Source organism: Mycobacterium sp. OAE908, from assembly GCF_017872775.1.
Lineage (GTDB): Bacteria > Actinomycetota > Actinomycetes > Mycobacteriales > Mycobacteriaceae > Mycobacterium.
This window is the reverse complement of record NZ_JAGGJL010000001.1, coordinates 2,729,905-2,744,295: the sequence shown is the minus strand read 5'-3', so window position 1 is coordinate 2,744,295 and position 14,391 is coordinate 2,729,905. Positions and strand designations below refer to the sequence as shown.

General features: G+C 65.8%; 17 protein-coding genes, 1 tRNA gene and 1 pseudogene. 10 read left to right on the top strand and 9 right to left on the bottom strand.

The window, feature by feature from the left end; all coding sequences use genetic code 11:
• Window positions 1–7: 7 nt before the first annotated feature.
• Window positions 8–1,654: a hypothetical protein gene (locus J3E61_RS13560; protein WP_210083900.1), complete on the bottom strand. Its 1,647-nt coding sequence runs from the start codon at window positions 1,652–1,654 to the stop codon at window positions 8–10.
• A 660-nt stretch (window positions 1,655–2,314) separates the two neighbouring features.
• On the opposite strand from J3E61_RS13560, the gene J3E61_RS13555 reads away from it, so the two are divergent.
• Entirely contained in the window at window positions 2,315–2,554 is a 240-nt protein-coding gene (locus J3E61_RS13555; RefSeq protein ID WP_192725388.1) for a hypothetical protein, read from the top strand.
• Window positions 2,555–2,572: 18 nt separating this feature from the next.
• On the opposite strand, the gene J3E61_RS13550 is transcribed toward J3E61_RS13555, so the two are convergent.
• Together J3E61_RS13550 and J3E61_RS13545 are read right to left on the bottom strand one after the other, a co-directional pair.
• A complete protein-coding gene (locus tag J3E61_RS13550) occupies window positions 2,573–2,782 on the bottom strand; it encodes a hypothetical protein (protein WP_210083899.1) in 210 nt (69 codons plus the stop codon).
• 22 nt (window positions 2,783–2,804) lie between these two features.
• A tRNA-Tyr gene (locus J3E61_RS13545) sits at window positions 2,805–2,890 on the bottom strand.
• Between the two features lie 105 nt (window positions 2,891–2,995).
• Here J3E61_RS13545 and J3E61_RS13540 point away from each other — a divergent pair.
• Together J3E61_RS13540 and J3E61_RS13535 are read left to right on the top strand one after the other, a co-directional pair.
• Complete coding sequence (locus J3E61_RS13540) at window positions 2,996–3,487, top strand: YajQ family cyclic di-GMP-binding protein (RefSeq protein WP_192725389.1); 492 nt, start codon at window positions 2,996–2,998, stop codon at window positions 3,485–3,487.
• A gap of 31 nt (window positions 3,488–3,518) precedes the next feature.
• Window positions 3,519–4,544: an NAD(P)H-dependent glycerol-3-phosphate dehydrogenase gene (locus tag J3E61_RS13535; protein WP_210083898.1), complete on the top strand. Its 1,026-nt coding sequence runs from the start codon at window positions 3,519–3,521 to the stop codon at window positions 4,542–4,544.
• A gap of 7 nt (window positions 4,545–4,551) precedes the next feature.
• On the opposite strand, the gene J3E61_RS13530 is transcribed toward J3E61_RS13535, so the two are convergent.
• The 4 genes from J3E61_RS13530 to J3E61_RS13515 all read right to left on the bottom strand — a co-directional run bounded on the left by J3E61_RS13530 (window position 4,552) and on the right by J3E61_RS13515 (window position 7,313).
• Window positions 4,552–4,704, bottom strand: coding sequence for a hypothetical protein (locus J3E61_RS13530; RefSeq protein WP_210083897.1), 153 nt, complete (start codon window positions 4,702–4,704; stop codon window positions 4,552–4,554).
• Between the two features lie 53 nt (window positions 4,705–4,757).
• A complete protein-coding gene (locus tag J3E61_RS13525) occupies window positions 4,758–5,303 on the bottom strand; it encodes a hypothetical protein (protein ID WP_210083896.1) in 546 nt (181 codons plus the stop codon).
• A 46-nt stretch (window positions 5,304–5,349) separates the two neighbouring features.
• Window positions 5,350–6,228: a zinc metalloprotease HtpX gene (gene htpX / locus J3E61_RS13520; protein WP_210083895.1), complete on the bottom strand. Its 879-nt coding sequence runs from the start codon at window positions 6,226–6,228 to the stop codon at window positions 5,350–5,352.
• Between the two features lie 77 nt (window positions 6,229–6,305).
• A complete protein-coding gene (locus J3E61_RS13515) occupies window positions 6,306–7,313 on the bottom strand; it encodes a polyprenyl synthetase family protein (RefSeq protein WP_210083894.1) in 1,008 nt (335 codons plus the stop codon).
• Window positions 7,314–7,334: 21 nt separating this feature from the next.
• Here J3E61_RS13515 and J3E61_RS13510 point away from each other — a divergent pair, with 21 nt between their 5' ends.
• From J3E61_RS13510 to J3E61_RS13500, 3 genes are read left to right on the top strand one after another with little or no spacing between them, the layout of a single operon-like run.
• Window positions 7,335–8,555, top strand: coding sequence for a geranylgeranyl reductase family protein (locus J3E61_RS13510; protein ID WP_210083893.1), 1,221 nt, complete (start codon window positions 7,335–7,337; stop codon window positions 8,553–8,555).
• Window positions 8,556–8,574: 19 nt separating this feature from the next.
• Window positions 8,575–9,477 (top strand): alpha/beta hydrolase, encoded by a 903-nt coding sequence (locus J3E61_RS13505; protein ID WP_210083892.1) that lies wholly within the window; start codon window positions 8,575–8,577, stop codon window positions 9,475–9,477.
• Window positions 9,478–9,485: 8 nt separating this feature from the next.
• Window positions 9,486–10,475, top strand: coding sequence for an alpha/beta hydrolase (locus J3E61_RS13500; protein ID WP_210083891.1), 990 nt, complete (start codon window positions 9,486–9,488; stop codon window positions 10,473–10,475).
• A 297-nt stretch (window positions 10,476–10,772) separates the two neighbouring features.
• On the opposite strand, the pseudogene J3E61_RS13495 reads toward J3E61_RS13500, so the two are convergent.
• Window positions 10,773–10,961, bottom strand: a pseudogene (locus J3E61_RS13495) (hypothetical protein); the annotation flags it as partial.
• A 30-nt stretch (window positions 10,962–10,991) separates the two neighbouring features.
• Here J3E61_RS13495 and J3E61_RS13490 point away from each other — a divergent pair.
• From J3E61_RS13490 to J3E61_RS13480, 3 genes are read left to right on the top strand one after another with little or no spacing between them, the layout of a single operon-like run.
• On the top strand, window positions 10,992–11,438 hold the full coding sequence (locus tag J3E61_RS13490; protein ID WP_210083890.1) for a GAF domain-containing protein: 447 nt from the start codon (window positions 10,992–10,994) through the stop codon (window positions 11,436–11,438).
• Window positions 11,435–11,866, top strand: a complete 432-nt coding sequence (locus J3E61_RS13485; protein WP_210083889.1) for a DUF488 domain-containing protein — start codon at window positions 11,435–11,437, stop codon at window positions 11,864–11,866. The genes J3E61_RS13490 and J3E61_RS13485 overlap by 4 nt, the downstream gene beginning before the upstream one ends.
• A gap of 49 nt (window positions 11,867–11,915) precedes the next feature.
• On the top strand, window positions 11,916–12,140 hold the full coding sequence (locus tag J3E61_RS13480; RefSeq protein WP_210083888.1) for a hypothetical protein: 225 nt from the start codon (window positions 11,916–11,918) through the stop codon (window positions 12,138–12,140).
• Here the strand turns inward: J3E61_RS13480 and J3E61_RS13475 are convergent.
• Window positions 12,137–12,736, bottom strand: coding sequence for a TetR family transcriptional regulator (locus J3E61_RS13475; RefSeq protein WP_210083887.1), 600 nt, complete (start codon window positions 12,734–12,736; stop codon window positions 12,137–12,139). The two genes, J3E61_RS13480 and J3E61_RS13475, sit on opposite strands and share 4 nt — an antisense overlap.
• Window positions 12,737–12,795: 59 nt before the next feature.
• On the opposite strand from J3E61_RS13475, the gene J3E61_RS13470 reads away from it, so the two are divergent.
• Window positions 12,796–14,382 carry an NAD(P)/FAD-dependent oxidoreductase gene (locus J3E61_RS13470; protein ID WP_210083886.1) on the top strand — a complete coding sequence of 529 codons (1,587 nt, stop codon included), beginning with the start codon at window positions 12,796–12,798 and terminating at the stop codon, window positions 14,380–14,382.
• The last annotated feature ends 9 nt before the right edge of the window (window positions 14,383–14,391 follow it).

Genomic DNA, 14,391 nt, shown 5'->3' with positions numbered 1-14,391 from the left:
TTAGGCGTTATCCATGTGCACCAGAAGTGCCGTCATTGCTTGCAGTCGATCCCGATCCAGCGCCCCCGGCGCCGCCTAATCCTCCCTCAGCACCAGGGCCGTCAGCGCCCCCGGCGCCGCCGTTGCCGCCAGTGCCGGTGCCGGTGGTCGCGGTGGCATTACCGCCGTCGCCGCCGCTGCCGGCGTGATACCCGTTGGCCCAACTGGTGCCACCGCCGCTGCCGCCGTCACCGCCTAGCGCGGCGCCGATGCCGGTGGTGGCGCTCCCACCACTTCCGCCGTCACCGCCGTCTTGCATCAGGCCGCTGCCGCCGCCCGAACCGCCTGCCCCGCCGATAGCGTCACCCGTCCCGACGGTCGCAGTGCCGCCCGATCCGCCGTCGCCGCCCTGACCATCGATGCCCCCGAGGCCGCCATCTCCACCTGCCCCGCCGGCCGCGGTACCTGAGGCGGCCGACGCGCTGCCCCCGCCGCCGCCGTCTCCTGCCGTGCCGTTGTAGATGTCGCTGCCGCCGGCTCCACCCGCTCCACCAGTGGCGACACCCGTGTCCGTGGTGGCATCACCCCCGGTGCCGCCGTCGCCGCTGGCGCCCTCGATACCAAGGCCTCCACCGTCGCCGCCGGTCCCGCCGCTGGCATCGCCGGTTCTGCTTGTCGCGTCGCCGCCCACGCCACCATCGCCTGCCCATCCGAACAGCAATCCGGTGTTGCCGCCGGCACCACCGTCGCCGCCGGTGGCCGTGCCCGTGCGGGTGATGGCATCGCCGCCGACGCCGCCTTCGCCGCCCGTACCGATCCACATGTTGCTTCCGCCATCGCCGCCGGGCCCGCCCTGTGCGTCGCCGATCAGGCTGGTGGCGTCGCCTCCTGCACCGCCGGCACCGGCATTGCCGAAGATCAGGCCGGAGTTCCCACCGTCGCCGCCGTTTCCGCCCGTCGAGTCTCCGCTGTCACTCGAGATGCTGGCGCCGACTCCGCCCGCCCCGCCGTTGCCCCACAACCCGGCACTGCCCCCGTCGCCGCCGTCGCCGTTGTTGACGCCCCCGATCCCCGCGCCACCGTCGCCGCCGCTGCCGAACAACAGGCCGCCGCGTCCGCCGTCCTGGCCTGGACCACCATCGGCGCCATTGCCGATCAGCAGGCCACCGTTCTCGCCCGGCTCGTCACCGTTGCTGATGAAAATCCCGACGAACCTCACGGCGTCATATGTGAAGACGCCGATCGCCTCAAACGCAGGATTCCGGATGGACCCGAATAGTGGTGCCGCAGAAGAAGACCCGGCCCCGAGCGCCGCACTCGATCGCGGGTTGTTGCCTGCCGAGGACCCGAGCGTGTACGGAGTTACCGTCGATGGCGCGAACGCCTGGATCACCGGCTCGGTACTGAGCACGGGACCGGGGCCGAACACCCGTAGCCCTGGCTCGGCGTCGGAGAGAGGGTCTGCGCCGCCGGCGCTGACCCCGCCGTTCGGACCCGAAGCCGCGATTGCGTGCGTCGCTGAGAGCAGCGGGGTCGGTGCGGGATCCGAACCAATGGCGGCGGCCAACATCGATGTCCGCGTGCTCACGGGTTGTGGATAGGACTGCAAGCCGTAACCGTCGTGTGGGCTGCCCACCGCGGCAGCCAACGCGCCTCCGGCAACGGCGGCTCCCATGACCAGCGTCCTACCGGACGGTCTCGCCGTAGTGGTCCGCTTTCGATGCTTGGCCGTCATCATTGCCCTCCCTACATCGGCAAGTGACTCCGCCCCCGTGCTAGCGCCACTGGCTCCTATCTACCCTCGCGTCAATATTTTGTAACGCGATTGTGCAAATTTTCTTCACTACTCGAGCCACTAATCCGGGGGTCGATCGATGATGCTCAGCAACACTCGGTGTAAATCAGGTCGGCGTCATCACCGGCGCCGTGGACATCGGCCGCTAATTCGATCTTGAATGGACCCGCCTGGGCCGCCGTTGCCTGGAAGTGCTTGTGCCCCATATGACTTCATGCGCCGAGCGACGGCGATGTTGCCCTTTTTGCAACAGGACGCAATGAGTATGTGGATAACGCGGTTCGCGGGCACCCCGGCCCGCCAAGCAAATAGTCCAACTAAATTGCTGATTGCGTTGTCGTGGTGCACGTTCAGGGCCACGGTTCGACGAATGCAGAAGCTCCGCAACCTACGGTTGCTGTACGCGGCGGCATCGATTCCACGCGTCGCGATTCGTAGCGGATTGCCAGAACTTATTCAGCGATCGTCCAGTTGAACGGGGAACTCTCAAGAGATCCGCACGCAATGCAAAGGCGCGCCACAGAGACCAGGAGGGACATCATGCAGCAGTCGACGAAGTTGCGGGCGATACTGGTTGCCGGAGCGACACTCGTGGCCGCGGGCGCTTTCGCAACGGCGCTCGGCGAGGAGACCGTCAACGGCGTCTCCGCGCCGATCGTGTCCAGCGGCGAAATGACACTCGGTAGCACCGCCACCACGACCACTCCTCCGACAGCGGTTCCCATCGCTTCTCCCACCGAGAAGGCGACTGTGCCTTGCGGATTCACCACAGGCTGCTGACCAGTAGCAGCTAAGGCGTCAAAAGCCTTGCGCGGCATCACGCTTGGTGGTGACAACGCGCAGTACGTAGCGCTGCGGCGTGACCGTTTCGCCGGTGGCACGGACGGGTGCCACTAGCCCGATGCGTTTAGTGGACGGCGCCGGCACTGACTGGCGCCGTCCCGGGCTCATCGTCGGCGTTGCCGCACCTACCCCGGCGCGGTACGTCTGACTCGCACGTACGGTCATCGGCCGAAACGACCGCTGACCATGGTGGCAGGTGCAGGATTCGAACCTGCGTAGGCGTTAGCCGACGGATTTACAGTCCGCTCCCATTGGCCGCTCGGGCAACCTGCCTGGGTGCTGCACCGCGGTGTGACCCGGTTTGGTGCGACTAGCAGGGTACAACGAGGATGGGCTTAAGACGAAAACGCACCCGACCACCGAGGAGGACAGGGTCCAATGGCGGATTCATCGTTCGATGTCGTCAGCAAGGTTGACCGCCAGGAGGTCGACAACGCGCTGAACCAGGCCGCCAAGGAGCTGGCCACCCGCTTCGACTTCCGCGGCACCGACACGACCATCGCCTGGAAGGGCGAAGAGGTCATCGAGATCGTCAGCTCCACCGAAGAGCGGGTGAAGGCCGCCGTCGACGTGTTCAAGGAGAAGCTGATCCGCCGCGACATTTCGATGAAGGCCTTCGACGCAGGCGATCCTCAGGCCAGCGGTAAGACCTACAAGGTCAGCGGCACCATCAAACAGGGCATCAGCAGCGAGAACGCCAAGAAGATCACGAAGCTGATCCGCGACGAGGGCCCCAAGGGCGTCAAGGCGCAGATTCAGGGCGAGGAGATCCGCGTTTCCTCCAAGAAGCGCGACGACCTTCAGGCCGTCATCGCGTTGCTCAAGGGCGCCGATCTCGACGTCGCGCTGCAGTTCGTCAACTACCGGTGAAACAGCAGGTGTCGGCCCTACGCTGATCGGCATGGCACCTGCTCAGCGCGAACCCAACGTAGTCGTCCTCGGGGGAGGATCCTGGGGCACCACCGTGGCGTCCATCTGCGCCAGGCGCGGACCGACCCTGCAGTGGGTGCGCTCCGAGGAGACCGCCGAGGACATCAACAAGAATCACCGCAACTCGAAATACCTCGGCGACGACACGGAGCTCCCAGAGAACCTCAAGGCCACCAACGACTTTTCCGAGGCGGCGCGCGCGGCCGATGTCATCGTGATGGGCGTGCCGTCGCACGGCTTCCGCGCTGTTCTGACCGAGCTCGCGAAGGAACTGCGGCCCTGGGTGCCGGTGGTGTCGTTGGTGAAGGGTCTCGAGCAGGGCACCAATTACCGGATGAGCCAGATCGTCGATGAGGTGCTGCCGGGTCATCCGGCCGGCATCCTCGCCGGCCCGAACATCGCGCGCGAGGTTGCCGACGGGTACGCCGCTGCGGCCGTATTGGCCATGCCCGACCAGCACCTGGCCGCTCGGCTGGCAGAGTTGTTCCGCACCAAGCGTTTTCGGACGTACACCACCGACGACGTCATCGGCGTCGAGATGGCGGGCGCATTGAAGAACGTGTACGCGATCGCGGTCGGCATGGGCTATTCGCTTGGCATCGGCGAGAACACCCGCGCAATGGTGATCACCCGCGCGGTGCGGGAAATGTCGAAGCTCGGCGAGGCGGTCGGGGGGCACCGCGACACGTTCGCCGGCCTGGCGGGCACGGGCGATCTGATCGTCACCTGCACCAGCCAGCGCAGCCGCAACCGCCACGTCGGTGAACAACTGGGCTCAGGCAAGCCCATCGACGAGATCATCGCGTCGATGAATCAGGTCGCCGAAGGCGTCAAAGCCTCGAGCGTGATCATGGAATTCGCCGACAAGTACGGGATCAACATGCCGATCGCGCGCGAGGTCGACGGCGTCATCAACCACGGCAGCACCGTCGAAGACGCCTACCGCGGGCTAGTCGCCGAGAAGCCGGGCCACGAGGTGCACGGCTCCGGCTTCTAGCTGACTTCTAACTCGACTTCTTGTGGCTGTTTTTGCCGCCCTTTTTCGAGGCGTTGGGCGTGTTCGCGATCTTCGCTGCCCGCTCCTTGCTCATGCCCTTCTTACGCAGGCCCTCGTACTGCTTGTCGTTCTTGACGCTCGGGCCATGATCCTTCGCCATAGTGCCTCCTTGTACTCGTTCGATTCGAGTACCCGGTTTGCAGGCACGAACACTCAGTTGGAGAACGGGCCCTTGTTATCCGGGCGGTATAGCAGTGGGGATTCCGGATTGAGGATGAAGCTGCCCGCGGGGCTCAGCACGAAGCCCGACTGGCTGCGGTTGTCGACGCACGTCGTCGTCGTGCCGTCGTTGCCGCAGCTGACGGTCTGATAGCTGATCCGCGAACCTGGGGGCAGTGGCTTGGCCGCACCGGCCGCGGCGAAGACGTTGCCCGGCGCAATCGAGAAGCCGGCCACTCCGCCGTAAGCGCTGCTGACCAGATTCGCGCCCTCGGGGGCAGCGGGAATCGGACCGCTGCAGCCGTAGCCGTTGCCCTTCTGCAGCGCGCAGATCACGCCGTCGGGCGTGGTGAATGCGAACCAATTGCCGTCCATCACCGCATAATCGGACAGCTTGACCGGCGCCAACGCATTGACGTTGGGTGGTGGCGGTGGCTGCGGAGGCGGATCCGGCGGCGGCTCAGCCGACGCGAAACCCGGCGCGCCGACGACTGCTGCGGCACCCAGAAGGCCCATCAAGACTCTGCTCAGCACTGCCATAGCCTATGTGTCGCCGGATCGACCAGCAGTGTTTCATTGCGCAAGCTCAGTACTGGCCTGGTCCGCGGCCTGCCATCGTCTCCAGCCTGCGGATCCGGTCCTCGATCGGCGGGTGCGTCGAGAACAGCTTGCCGATCTTCTCGCCCGAGCGGAACGGGTTGGCGATCATCAGGTGCGCCTGGTCGGCTAGCTGCGGCTCCGGCGGCAGCGGCGCCTGCTGCACGCCCGCGCTGATCTTGCGCAGTGCGCTCGCCAACGACAGCGGATCACCAGTCAGCTCGGCACCCGACTGGTCGGCTTGATACTCGCGCGACCGCGATACCGCCAGCCGGATCACCGTCGCCGCGATTGGGCCCAGTAGCGAAACGAGCAGCAGCGCAAAGGGATTGGAGCCACCATCGCGATTGCCGCCGAACACGCCCGCGAACAACGCAATGTTGGCCAGCGCGGTGATCACCGCCGCCATCGCGCCTGCCACACACGAGATCAGGATGTCGCGGTTGTAGACGTGCGAGAGTTCATGGCCCAATACCGCGCGCAGTTCCCGCTCGTTGAGGATCTGCAGGATGCCGGTCGTGCAGCAGACCGCAGCATTGCGCGGGTTGCGGCCCGTGGCGAACGCATTGGGCGCCGAGGTGTCGCTGATGTACAGGCGAGGCATCGGCTGGCGCGCTGTGGTGGCCAGCTCACGCACGATCCGGTACATCACCGGCGCCTGCATCTCGTTCACCGGCTGGGCATGCATCGCCCGCAGCGCCAGCTTGTCGCTGTTGAAGTAGACGTAGACGTTCATGCCGACGGCGAACAGCACCGCCAGGAACATGATGTTTCGGCCGAACAGGGCTCCGACGAACACGATCAGCGCAGAGAACCCCGCCAGCAGCAGAAAAGTCTTGGCGGTGTTGACGTGCGGATGCCAGGTCATCGGGGCGTCCTCCCTACTAAAACCGGCAGAGTCTTCGCTGGGTCAACGTCCGGCCGGCCCCTGCGGGTTCCGCTGCGTCAGCCGTGCCGGTTCACGGTGTAGTCCACCAGCGTCGCCAACGCCTGGCGACCCGGGCCCTCCGGCAGGTAGGCCAGCTCATCGCGGGCCTGGGCGGCATACCGCGACACCGTCTGCTTGGCCTCCGCCATGCCAGGCGATTTGCGCAGCAGCCGCAGCGCCTCGGCCAGGTCATCGTCGTTTTCCACCGGGCCCTTGAGCAGCTGACGCAGCCGGTCGCCGTCCGGGCCGGTGTCGCGTAGCGCGTAGAGGACGGGCAGCGTGTGCACGCCTTCGCGCAGGTCGGTCCCGGGCACCTTGCCCGATTCATCGGGATCGCTGTCGATGTCGATGATGTCGTCGGAGATCTGGAACGCCGTTCCGACGATGCCGCCAAGCCGGCTCAGCCGCTCGATCTGCTCCTCGTCGGCGCCCGAGAACGTCGCACCGAACCGGCCCGAGGCCGCGATGAGGCAGGCCGTCTTCTCGTACACCACCTTCAGGTAGTGCTCGACCTCGTCGACACCCTCGACGACTCCGCGGGTCTCGCGCATCTGGCCGGTCACCAGCTGGGCGAAGGTATCGGCGATGATGCGGACCGCCTCCGGGCCCAGCCTGCTGACGAGGCGTGACGCGGTTGCGAAGAGGTAGTCACCCGCGAGGATCGCGATGTTGTTGCTCCAGCGGGCGTTGGCACTCGGGGCGCCGCGGCGCACCTGCGCCTCGTCCATCACGTCGTCGTGGTACAGCGTCGCCAGGTGGACCAGTTCGATGACGGCCCCCGCGACAGTGACCTGCCACGCGTCGGGCTCCGGTCCCAGCCGGGCGGACAGCACGGTGAACAGCGGACGGAACCGTTTGCCGCCTGCCTGGAACAGGTGCTGCACGGCCTCCGACATCAGCTCATCGGCTTTGCCCAGCTCAGTGGCCATCAGGTCTTCGATGCGGGCCACGCCGTCGCGCACTTCCTGCGCGAAATTGGGGTCGCCGAAATCCACCCCCGCCACCACGCTCGCTGGTGTCCTCACCCTGCCAACATACTGGGAGGCGTGGATACACGCGCCGACGTGGTGGTCGTCGGAGCCGGGCCTGCGGGCTCGGCGGCTGCGGCCTGGGCCTGTCGCGCCGGTCGCGACGTGCTCGTCGTCGACTCGGCGCAGTTTCCCCGCGACAAAGCGTGCGGCGACGGGCTGACCCCGCGCGCGGTGCTGGAGTTGCAGCGGCTCGGCCTCGGGCCGTGGCTCGAGGGGCGCGTGCAGCACCGCGGGCTGCGGCTGATCGGGTTCGGCGGCGACGTCGAAGTCGAGTGGCCCGGTCCGTCGTTCCCTGCGGTCAGCAGCGCGGTGCCGCGCGTCGAGCTCGACGACCGCATCCGGATGGTGGCCGCCGATGACGGCGCCAAAATGCTGCTCGGCACGAAAGCCGTTGATGTGCGCCATGATTCGAGTGGACGGGTGTCGTCGCTGGTGTTGGACTCCGGCGCCGAGATCGGGTGCACGTCGTTGATCGTGGCCGACGGGGCCCGCTCGCCGTTGGGCCGCGTGCTGGGCAGGCAGTGGCATCAGGAGACGGTGTACGGCGTCGCGGTCCGCGGCTACATCGCCACACCACGGGCCGACGAGCCGTGGATCACGTCGCATCTGGAGCTACGGTCACCGGAGGGCCGCGTGCTGCCCGGATACGGTTGGATCTTCCCGCTCGGCAATGGCGAGGTGAACATCGGCGTCGGCGCATTGGCGACCGCGAAGCGACCGGCCGCTGCGGCCTTGCGGCCGTTGATGTCGTACTACACGTCACTGAGACGTAAGGAATGGGACTTCGTCGGCGAACCTCGCCTGGCGTTGTCGGCGTTGTTGCCGATGGGCGGCGCGGTCTCCGGGGTGGCCGGGCCGAACTGGATGCTGATCGGCGACGCCGCGGCGTGCGTCAACCCGCTCAACGGAGAGGGCATCGACTACGGACTCGAGACGGGCAGGCTGGCTGCAGAGATGCTCGGCACAGGCGACCTGTCGGCCGCGTGGCCTGCCGTGCTTTCGGCACACTACGCGCGGTCGTTCTCGGTCGCCCGGCGGCTCGGACTCCTGTTGACGCTGCCGCGGTTCCTGCCGTCGACGGGGCCGCTGGCGATGCGCTCGGCGTTCCTGATGAACCTCGCGGTGCGGGTGATGGGAAATCTGGTGACCGACGAGGATGCCGACTGGATCGCGCGGGTGTGGCGCTCGGCGGGCTTGGCGTCACGACGCATCGACCGGCGGGCGCCGTTTCACTGACCGGTTAGAGTGCCACGCTGTGTCGATACTGACCCGACAACCGGTGGCCGATCTGGCGGCGCGGTTGTTCGCCGCCGTCGTCAACCCCACCCCCAAACCCGGAGTCCGGTTTCCTGAGGTCGCCGGAAGCACCACCGAGATCAGCATCGAGACGCGCCACGGCCCAGTCGCGGCGACGATCTATCACCCGCTGTCGCAGGCGGAAAGACCCGCCGTGTACGTCAACGTGCACGGCGGCGGCTTTGTGGTGGGTCATCGCGAACAAGACGACCCGTGGTGCCGCTACCTCGCCGCCCACGCCAATGTTGTTGTCGTCAACTGTGATTACGTGTTGGCCCCGCACAAGCGCTTCCCCGTACCCGTCGAACAGGTCTACGACGTACTCCAATGGGCCTCCGCGCCCGAACGCGACTGGGACGGCCACCGCCTCTGTGTTGGAGGGCAAAGCGCCGGAGGCAACCTGTCCGCCGCGGTATCGCGGATGGCGCTGGAGAACGGCGGCCCCACGATCGCGTTGCAGATGCTGCATTACCCGCCATTGGATTTGGTGACCTCGGCCGCGGACAAATCCACACCGCTTGGCTCGAAGGCCGTACTGCAGCCGTGGATGAGCGCAGTGTTCGACACCGCGTACATTCCCGACCGCGGGCAACGCCGCCACCGGCTGGCGTCTCCTGCGTGGGGCTCAAACGCCGACGACATCACCGGTATCGCACCGGCATTGGTCGTCACCGCGGAATACGACCGCCTCTGCGGCGAAGGCAAGCTGTACGCGGACAAGCTGAAAGCCGCAGGCGCGCTTGTCGAATACGTTGAAGTGCGCGGGGTGGATCACGGCTACAACATCATGAGTGACGCAAAGGAGATAACCCGACAGATGTACGACTTGATCGTTGCTCACGTCAGGCAGGCGGCCAGTTGAGCGGCGGGATGATCACTCGACGCGACTTCGCGCGCGGCGTCGGATTCGCGGTCGCCGCGAGTTCTGTTGCCAGTTCTGCGATTGCCTCGGCTACGCCGACACACACGTCCTTCGCCCCGCTCAAACAGATTGACGCAGGGCTGCTCAACGTCGGGTACGCGGAGGACGGTCCTCTCGACGGCCCGCCCGTCATCCTGCTCCACGGCTGGCCTTACGACATCTACAGCTACGTCGACGTCGCACCGATCCTGGCCGCGCGGGGATACCGCGTCCTCATCCCCTACTTGCGCGGTTACGGCAGCACGCAATTCCTGTCAGCGGACACCGTCCGCAACGGGCAGCAGGCCGCGCTGGCACAGGACATCGTCGCGTTCATGGACGCGTTGAACATCGACCGCGCGGTGCTGGCCGGGTATGACTGGGGCGCGCGAACCGCCGACATCCTCGCCGCGATCTGGCCGGAGCGCGTCAAGGCGTTGGTGTCGGTCAGCGGTTATCTGATCGTGAATCTCGTTGCCAATCAACAGCCGTTGTCTCCGAAGGCCGAACATGGTTGGTGGTATCAGTACTACTTCGCGACCGACCGTGGCGTGCGTGGGTATCGACAGAACACCCACGACTTCAACAAGCTCATCTGGCAGGAAGCGTCGCCGACATGGAAGTTCGATGACGCCACCTACGACCGCAGCGCCGCGGCGTTCGCCAACCCCGATCACGTCGACATCGTGATCCACAACTACCGCTGGCGGCTGGAACTGGCGCCAGGCGAACCGCAGTACGACGACCTCGACGCGAAACTGGCCGCGACCCCGCCGATCACCGTTCCGACCATCACCATCGGCAGCGACTTCGACGGGCCCAACAAGGACGGCGCCGCCTACCGCAAGATGTTCACCGGCCCGTACGCCCACCGCGTTCTGGACGGCATCGGGCACAACGTGCCGCAGGAGGCACCGCAGGCGTTCGCCGATGCGGTGATCGCGGCCGACAAGCTGTAGCTAGTCGCTGGATGACGACGAACCGGAGTCACTCGACGACGAACCCGAGTCACTCGACGACGAGTAGTCACTCGACGACGAGTAGTCGGAGGACGACGAGTAGTCGGAGGACGAGGAGTAGTCGGAGGACGAGGAGTAGTCGCTCGACGACGAACCGGAGTCCGTCGAAAAGCTGAAGGCGCTCGACGAGAACGGGTCGTAGGTGCTGGACGGACTGTCACTGGTGTTGCCGCCGTGGGACTGCATGCGCTTGGCGACGGCGATCGCAAGACGGGTATCGGCAGGCGGTTTATTCGGATCGCTGGCGCTGGTGACGGCCAACGCGATGAGCACGTCGGCGGCGGTGATGAAAAGTCCGGCCCAATACGCCCACTTCATCGACGGATCTGGTTGCGTCGCAAAGTAAATTGTCAGGAAGATCGGCCCGACGATGCCGAAGACGAACACCATCAGCTGAATCTTGACGTAACGCCAGAACGTGGCCACGGCGGCAGCATATCGCGCAGGATGATTGACATGCCCGAGGTCTTTCGCGCACCGATGCGGTCACGCAGCGACGACGTGGATCTGCGGGCGACGATCGAGCGCGCCCGCCGCCTGGGCCTGTGCGGCTTCGGCCAACGCGTCCGCGATCGCGGCGAGAAGGAGCGGCTCGCCCGCCGCGTCGCCAGATTCGCCGAGATCGAGGACGGAGCGTTCGCGTGGACACGCGACGCCGAGGGCTTCTACTGGCTGGGCCGTATCGAGGGGCCGTACTTCTACGACGACGACGCGGACGCGACCGCCGTCGACCTTGTGCATGTGCGTCGGTGTCGCTGGCTGCCGGAGCCGGTGCTCGAATCCGATGCTCCGCCAGCCGTTGTCGCGACCTTCGGCCGCGGCGGACGCAATTTTCAACAAACGCACGACCCCGACGTCGGTCCGCAGACCGCTCGGCTGTGGGAGGAACGAACCGGCGGATGACCACGGTGATGACGATCGGGTATCAGGACAGGACGGTCGATGACGTCGTCGCAATCCTCCGATCTGTGGAGGTGAAAGTCCTTGTAGACGTGCGGCTTACACCGCTATCACGCAAGGCGGGCCTTTCGAAGAACAGACTTGCCGCGCGACTGCGTGACGCCGGCATCGACTATGTGCACCTGCCGCAGCTCGGCAATCCCCGGGACAACCGCGACGCGTTTCGACGCCACGAAAAGGCGGCTGTGGCGAGGTACCGAGAAGAACTGCGAACACCGGAAGGCCAAGCGGCGCTTGGCGAGTTATTTCGACTGGCTACCCAGATTCGGGTTGCGCTGATGTGTTTTGAGGCCGACGCAGCCGAGTGCCATCGGTCGATGGTCGCCGATGCCTTGGGCGAGATTGGGCCCGTGCGCACTATCCACCTTTGAACAACAACTGCGTACGCTGAAATGCACCAGGTCGTCAGGAGGATCCGCGATGACCAAACGGAAATTGATAGTTCCGGCGCTTGCCGCAATCGCAAGTGCGACAACGCTTTGTCTGCCCGCTGCGGCGCACGCCGTTCCCGTTGGCCCCTGCGCCGAGGTTCCGTACGTCGGCGTCTGCGTCCCGCCCAGCGAGCAGCCCACGCCGCCCCAACAGAGCCTCGGCGAGACGGGGTTCGTCCCCGATACCAGTGGCGGCATCCGCGTCGTCAATTAAGACAGCGGGGCGAGGCCTGATCGAACGAGGTCCAAAGCGGCTGCGGTGATTTCACCGAGATCCCGGGTGCAGCCATTGCGGCCCCAGTGTTCGACGGCCACCACCAGTGCGGCGGCAATCGTGGCACCGGCCACCTCGGCGACCAGGTCGATGTCGGGCGTATCCGAATAACGCGTCCTGATGAAGTCGGTGATGACGCCGGCGAACGACGACTGCACCACCCGCAGGTGCCCGGCGATGCGCTCGGCGGTGATCAACTCGGCCCGAGCACTCGCGGCCTGCCGGACGACCTCCAGGTCGTGGGGGAAGCTCGCGATGCTCGCCAGGACGGCGTCGATGAGCGCCTCGGATGGTGGCCGCTGCGCCAGCGCCTCGGCGAGCCACTCCACCTGCGTCTCGTAGTCCTGAAAAAGGACGGCTTCCTTGGTGGGGAAATGCCGAAAGAACGTGCGCTCGGTGACCCCGGCCTCGCGGGCCAGCTCGGTCACGGTCACATTCGCAAAGCCCTTTCTGGCGAAACTCGCCAGCGCAGCGCGCCTGAGCGCCTCGCGTGTCGATCGTCTGCGCTGCTCGTGCAGGTTCGGCGTCGCGGTCATAACACGGCGATCGTATCCGACCCTTGCCAAATTATGTCAGTACTGACATATTTTTGAGCATGAGTGATTACGACGCGATCGTCGTCGGTGCCGGCCACAACGGGCTGACCGCGGCGGCGGTGCTGCAGCAGGCAGGACTGCGCACCGTGTGCCTCGAGGCCAACACCTACACCGGCGGCATGGCAGCGACAGTGGAACTCATCGACGGATTTCGTTACGAGATCGCGGGTTCGGTGCAGTTCCCCATGCCGAGCCAGATCGCGAAGGAGCTAGGGCTGGACACGCTGCCGACCGTCGATGCCGAGGTGATGTCGGTCAATCTCGGCGACGAAGGCGAAGAACCGATGATCTTCTACCGGGATCCCATGCAATTCATGACCCACCTCGCCGACAAGCACGGCACCGACGCCGTCGTCGGCATGGCCGAGCTGATCGGCTGGAGTCAGGGACCGGCAAAGGCGTTGGGCCGCTTCGATGTTCGCACCCCACCGAAGACACTCGACGAGATGTACGCATGCGCGGCGAACGAAGCCGAGCGCACCGCGATCCACGACGTCATCTTCGGCTCGGCGATGGACGCCATCGACCGCTACCTGCCCGACAAGCACAAACACGCCGTACTGCGCAGCATGCTCGCATTCCTGGCCATCAACTCGACGTATCGCGGGCCCTACACTCCCGGCAGCGCAACATGTTTGGCGTTCGCCCTGGCAGTTCCCGACGACACGACCGCGATGATGACCAAACTCGAAGGCGGTATCGGTGCGCTGTGCAACCACTTGCACGAGCTCTTCATAGCCAGCGGCGGTGAGGTCAAGTACCGCGCCAAGGTGGACAAGATACTCGTCGACGGCGGCCGCCTCACAGGCGTGCGTCTGCGCGACGGATCCGAAATCACCGCGCCGGTGGTCATTTCGAATCTGTCGCCGGACACCACATTGATCGATATGGTCGGCGCCGAGTACCTGCCTGCTGACCTCGTCACGCGGTTGACCGGACGCGATCACCGGGCGTCGTTCGTTCAGATCCACTTCGCGCTCGACGGCCTACCCGAATTCGCCGCACCCTACGACTTCCTCAACGAGCCAGGCATGCAGGGCTCGATAGGGATCTTCAACTCCCCCGAAGAACAACAGCGCCAATGGGACGAGTGCCGACGGGGCATCGTCCCTGACAATCCGTCGATGGGCATGCAGATCCCCTCGGTGCACGACCCAGCGATGGCGCCGCCCGGCAAGCACGCGGCAAGCGCCTTCGCATATGCGCTGCCGGTGGAGAACAGTGCGGACACCCGCCAGCTCAAGAATGTGATGGCGGAGAAGGTGATTGACAAGATCACCCGGTTCGCACCCAACTTCCGCGACATCCAGATCCGGCACATCACGTTCGCGCCGTATCACATGCAGACGATGTTCGCCGCGCCGTCGGGTGACTTCTGCCATGGTCTGCTGCATCCAGACCTGATGGGGCCCAACCGTCCTGGCCCCAAAGGCTTCCTCGACATGCCCATCCCGATCGACGGGCTGTACCTGGGCGGTGCGGGATGCCACGGCGGCCCGGGCATCACCTTCATTCCCGGCTACAACGCCGGCCATCAGGTGCTGGAGGACGCGGGCGTCAGCCCAGTGACTTCGCGAACCCGCTGAGCGCGAGCA

Excerpts from the sequence above, each read along its gene's own strand:
- J3E61_RS13540 (WP_192725389.1), top strand. The coding sequence starts at position 2,996 with ATGGCGGATTCATCGTTCGATGTCGTCAGCAAGGTTGACCGCCAGGAG.
- J3E61_RS13550 (WP_210083899.1), bottom strand. The coding sequence starts at position 2,782 with ATGACCGTACGTGCGAGTCAGACGTACCGCGCCGGGGTAGGTGCGGCA.
- J3E61_RS13490 (WP_210083890.1), top strand. The coding sequence starts at position 10,992 with ATGCCCGAGGTCTTTCGCGCACCGATGCGGTCACGCAGCGACGACGTG.
- J3E61_RS13480 (WP_210083888.1), top strand. The coding sequence starts at position 11,916 with ATGACCAAACGGAAATTGATAGTTCCGGCGCTTGCCGCAATCGCAAGT.
- J3E61_RS13555 (WP_192725388.1), top strand. The coding sequence starts at position 2,315 with ATGCAGCAGTCGACGAAGTTGCGGGCGATACTGGTTGCCGGAGCGACA.
- htpX (WP_210083895.1), bottom strand. The coding sequence starts at position 6,228 with ATGACCTGGCATCCGCACGTCAACACCGCCAAGACTTTTCTGCTGCTG.
- J3E61_RS13535 (WP_210083898.1), top strand. The coding sequence starts at position 3,519 with ATGGCACCTGCTCAGCGCGAACCCAACGTAGTCGTCCTCGGGGGAGGA.
- J3E61_RS13485 (WP_210083889.1), top strand. The coding sequence starts at position 11,435 with ATGACCACGGTGATGACGATCGGGTATCAGGACAGGACGGTCGATGAC.
- J3E61_RS13525 (WP_210083896.1), bottom strand. The coding sequence starts at position 5,303 with ATGGCAGTGCTGAGCAGAGTCTTGATGGGCCTTCTGGGTGCCGCAGCA.
- J3E61_RS13560 (WP_210083900.1), bottom strand. The coding sequence starts at position 1,654 with ATGGGAGCCGCCGTTGCCGGAGGCGCGTTGGCTGCCGCGGTGGGCAGC.
- J3E61_RS13530 (WP_210083897.1), bottom strand. The coding sequence starts at position 4,704 with ATGGCGAAGGATCATGGCCCGAGCGTCAAGAACGACAAGCAGTACGAG.
- J3E61_RS13470 (WP_210083886.1), top strand. The coding sequence starts at position 12,796 with ATGAGTGATTACGACGCGATCGTCGTCGGTGCCGGCCACAACGGGCTG.
- J3E61_RS13475 (WP_210083887.1), bottom strand. The coding sequence starts at position 12,736 with ATGACCGCGACGCCGAACCTGCACGAGCAGCGCAGACGATCGACACGC.
- J3E61_RS13500 (WP_210083891.1), top strand. The coding sequence starts at position 9,486 with ATGATCACTCGACGCGACTTCGCGCGCGGCGTCGGATTCGCGGTCGCC.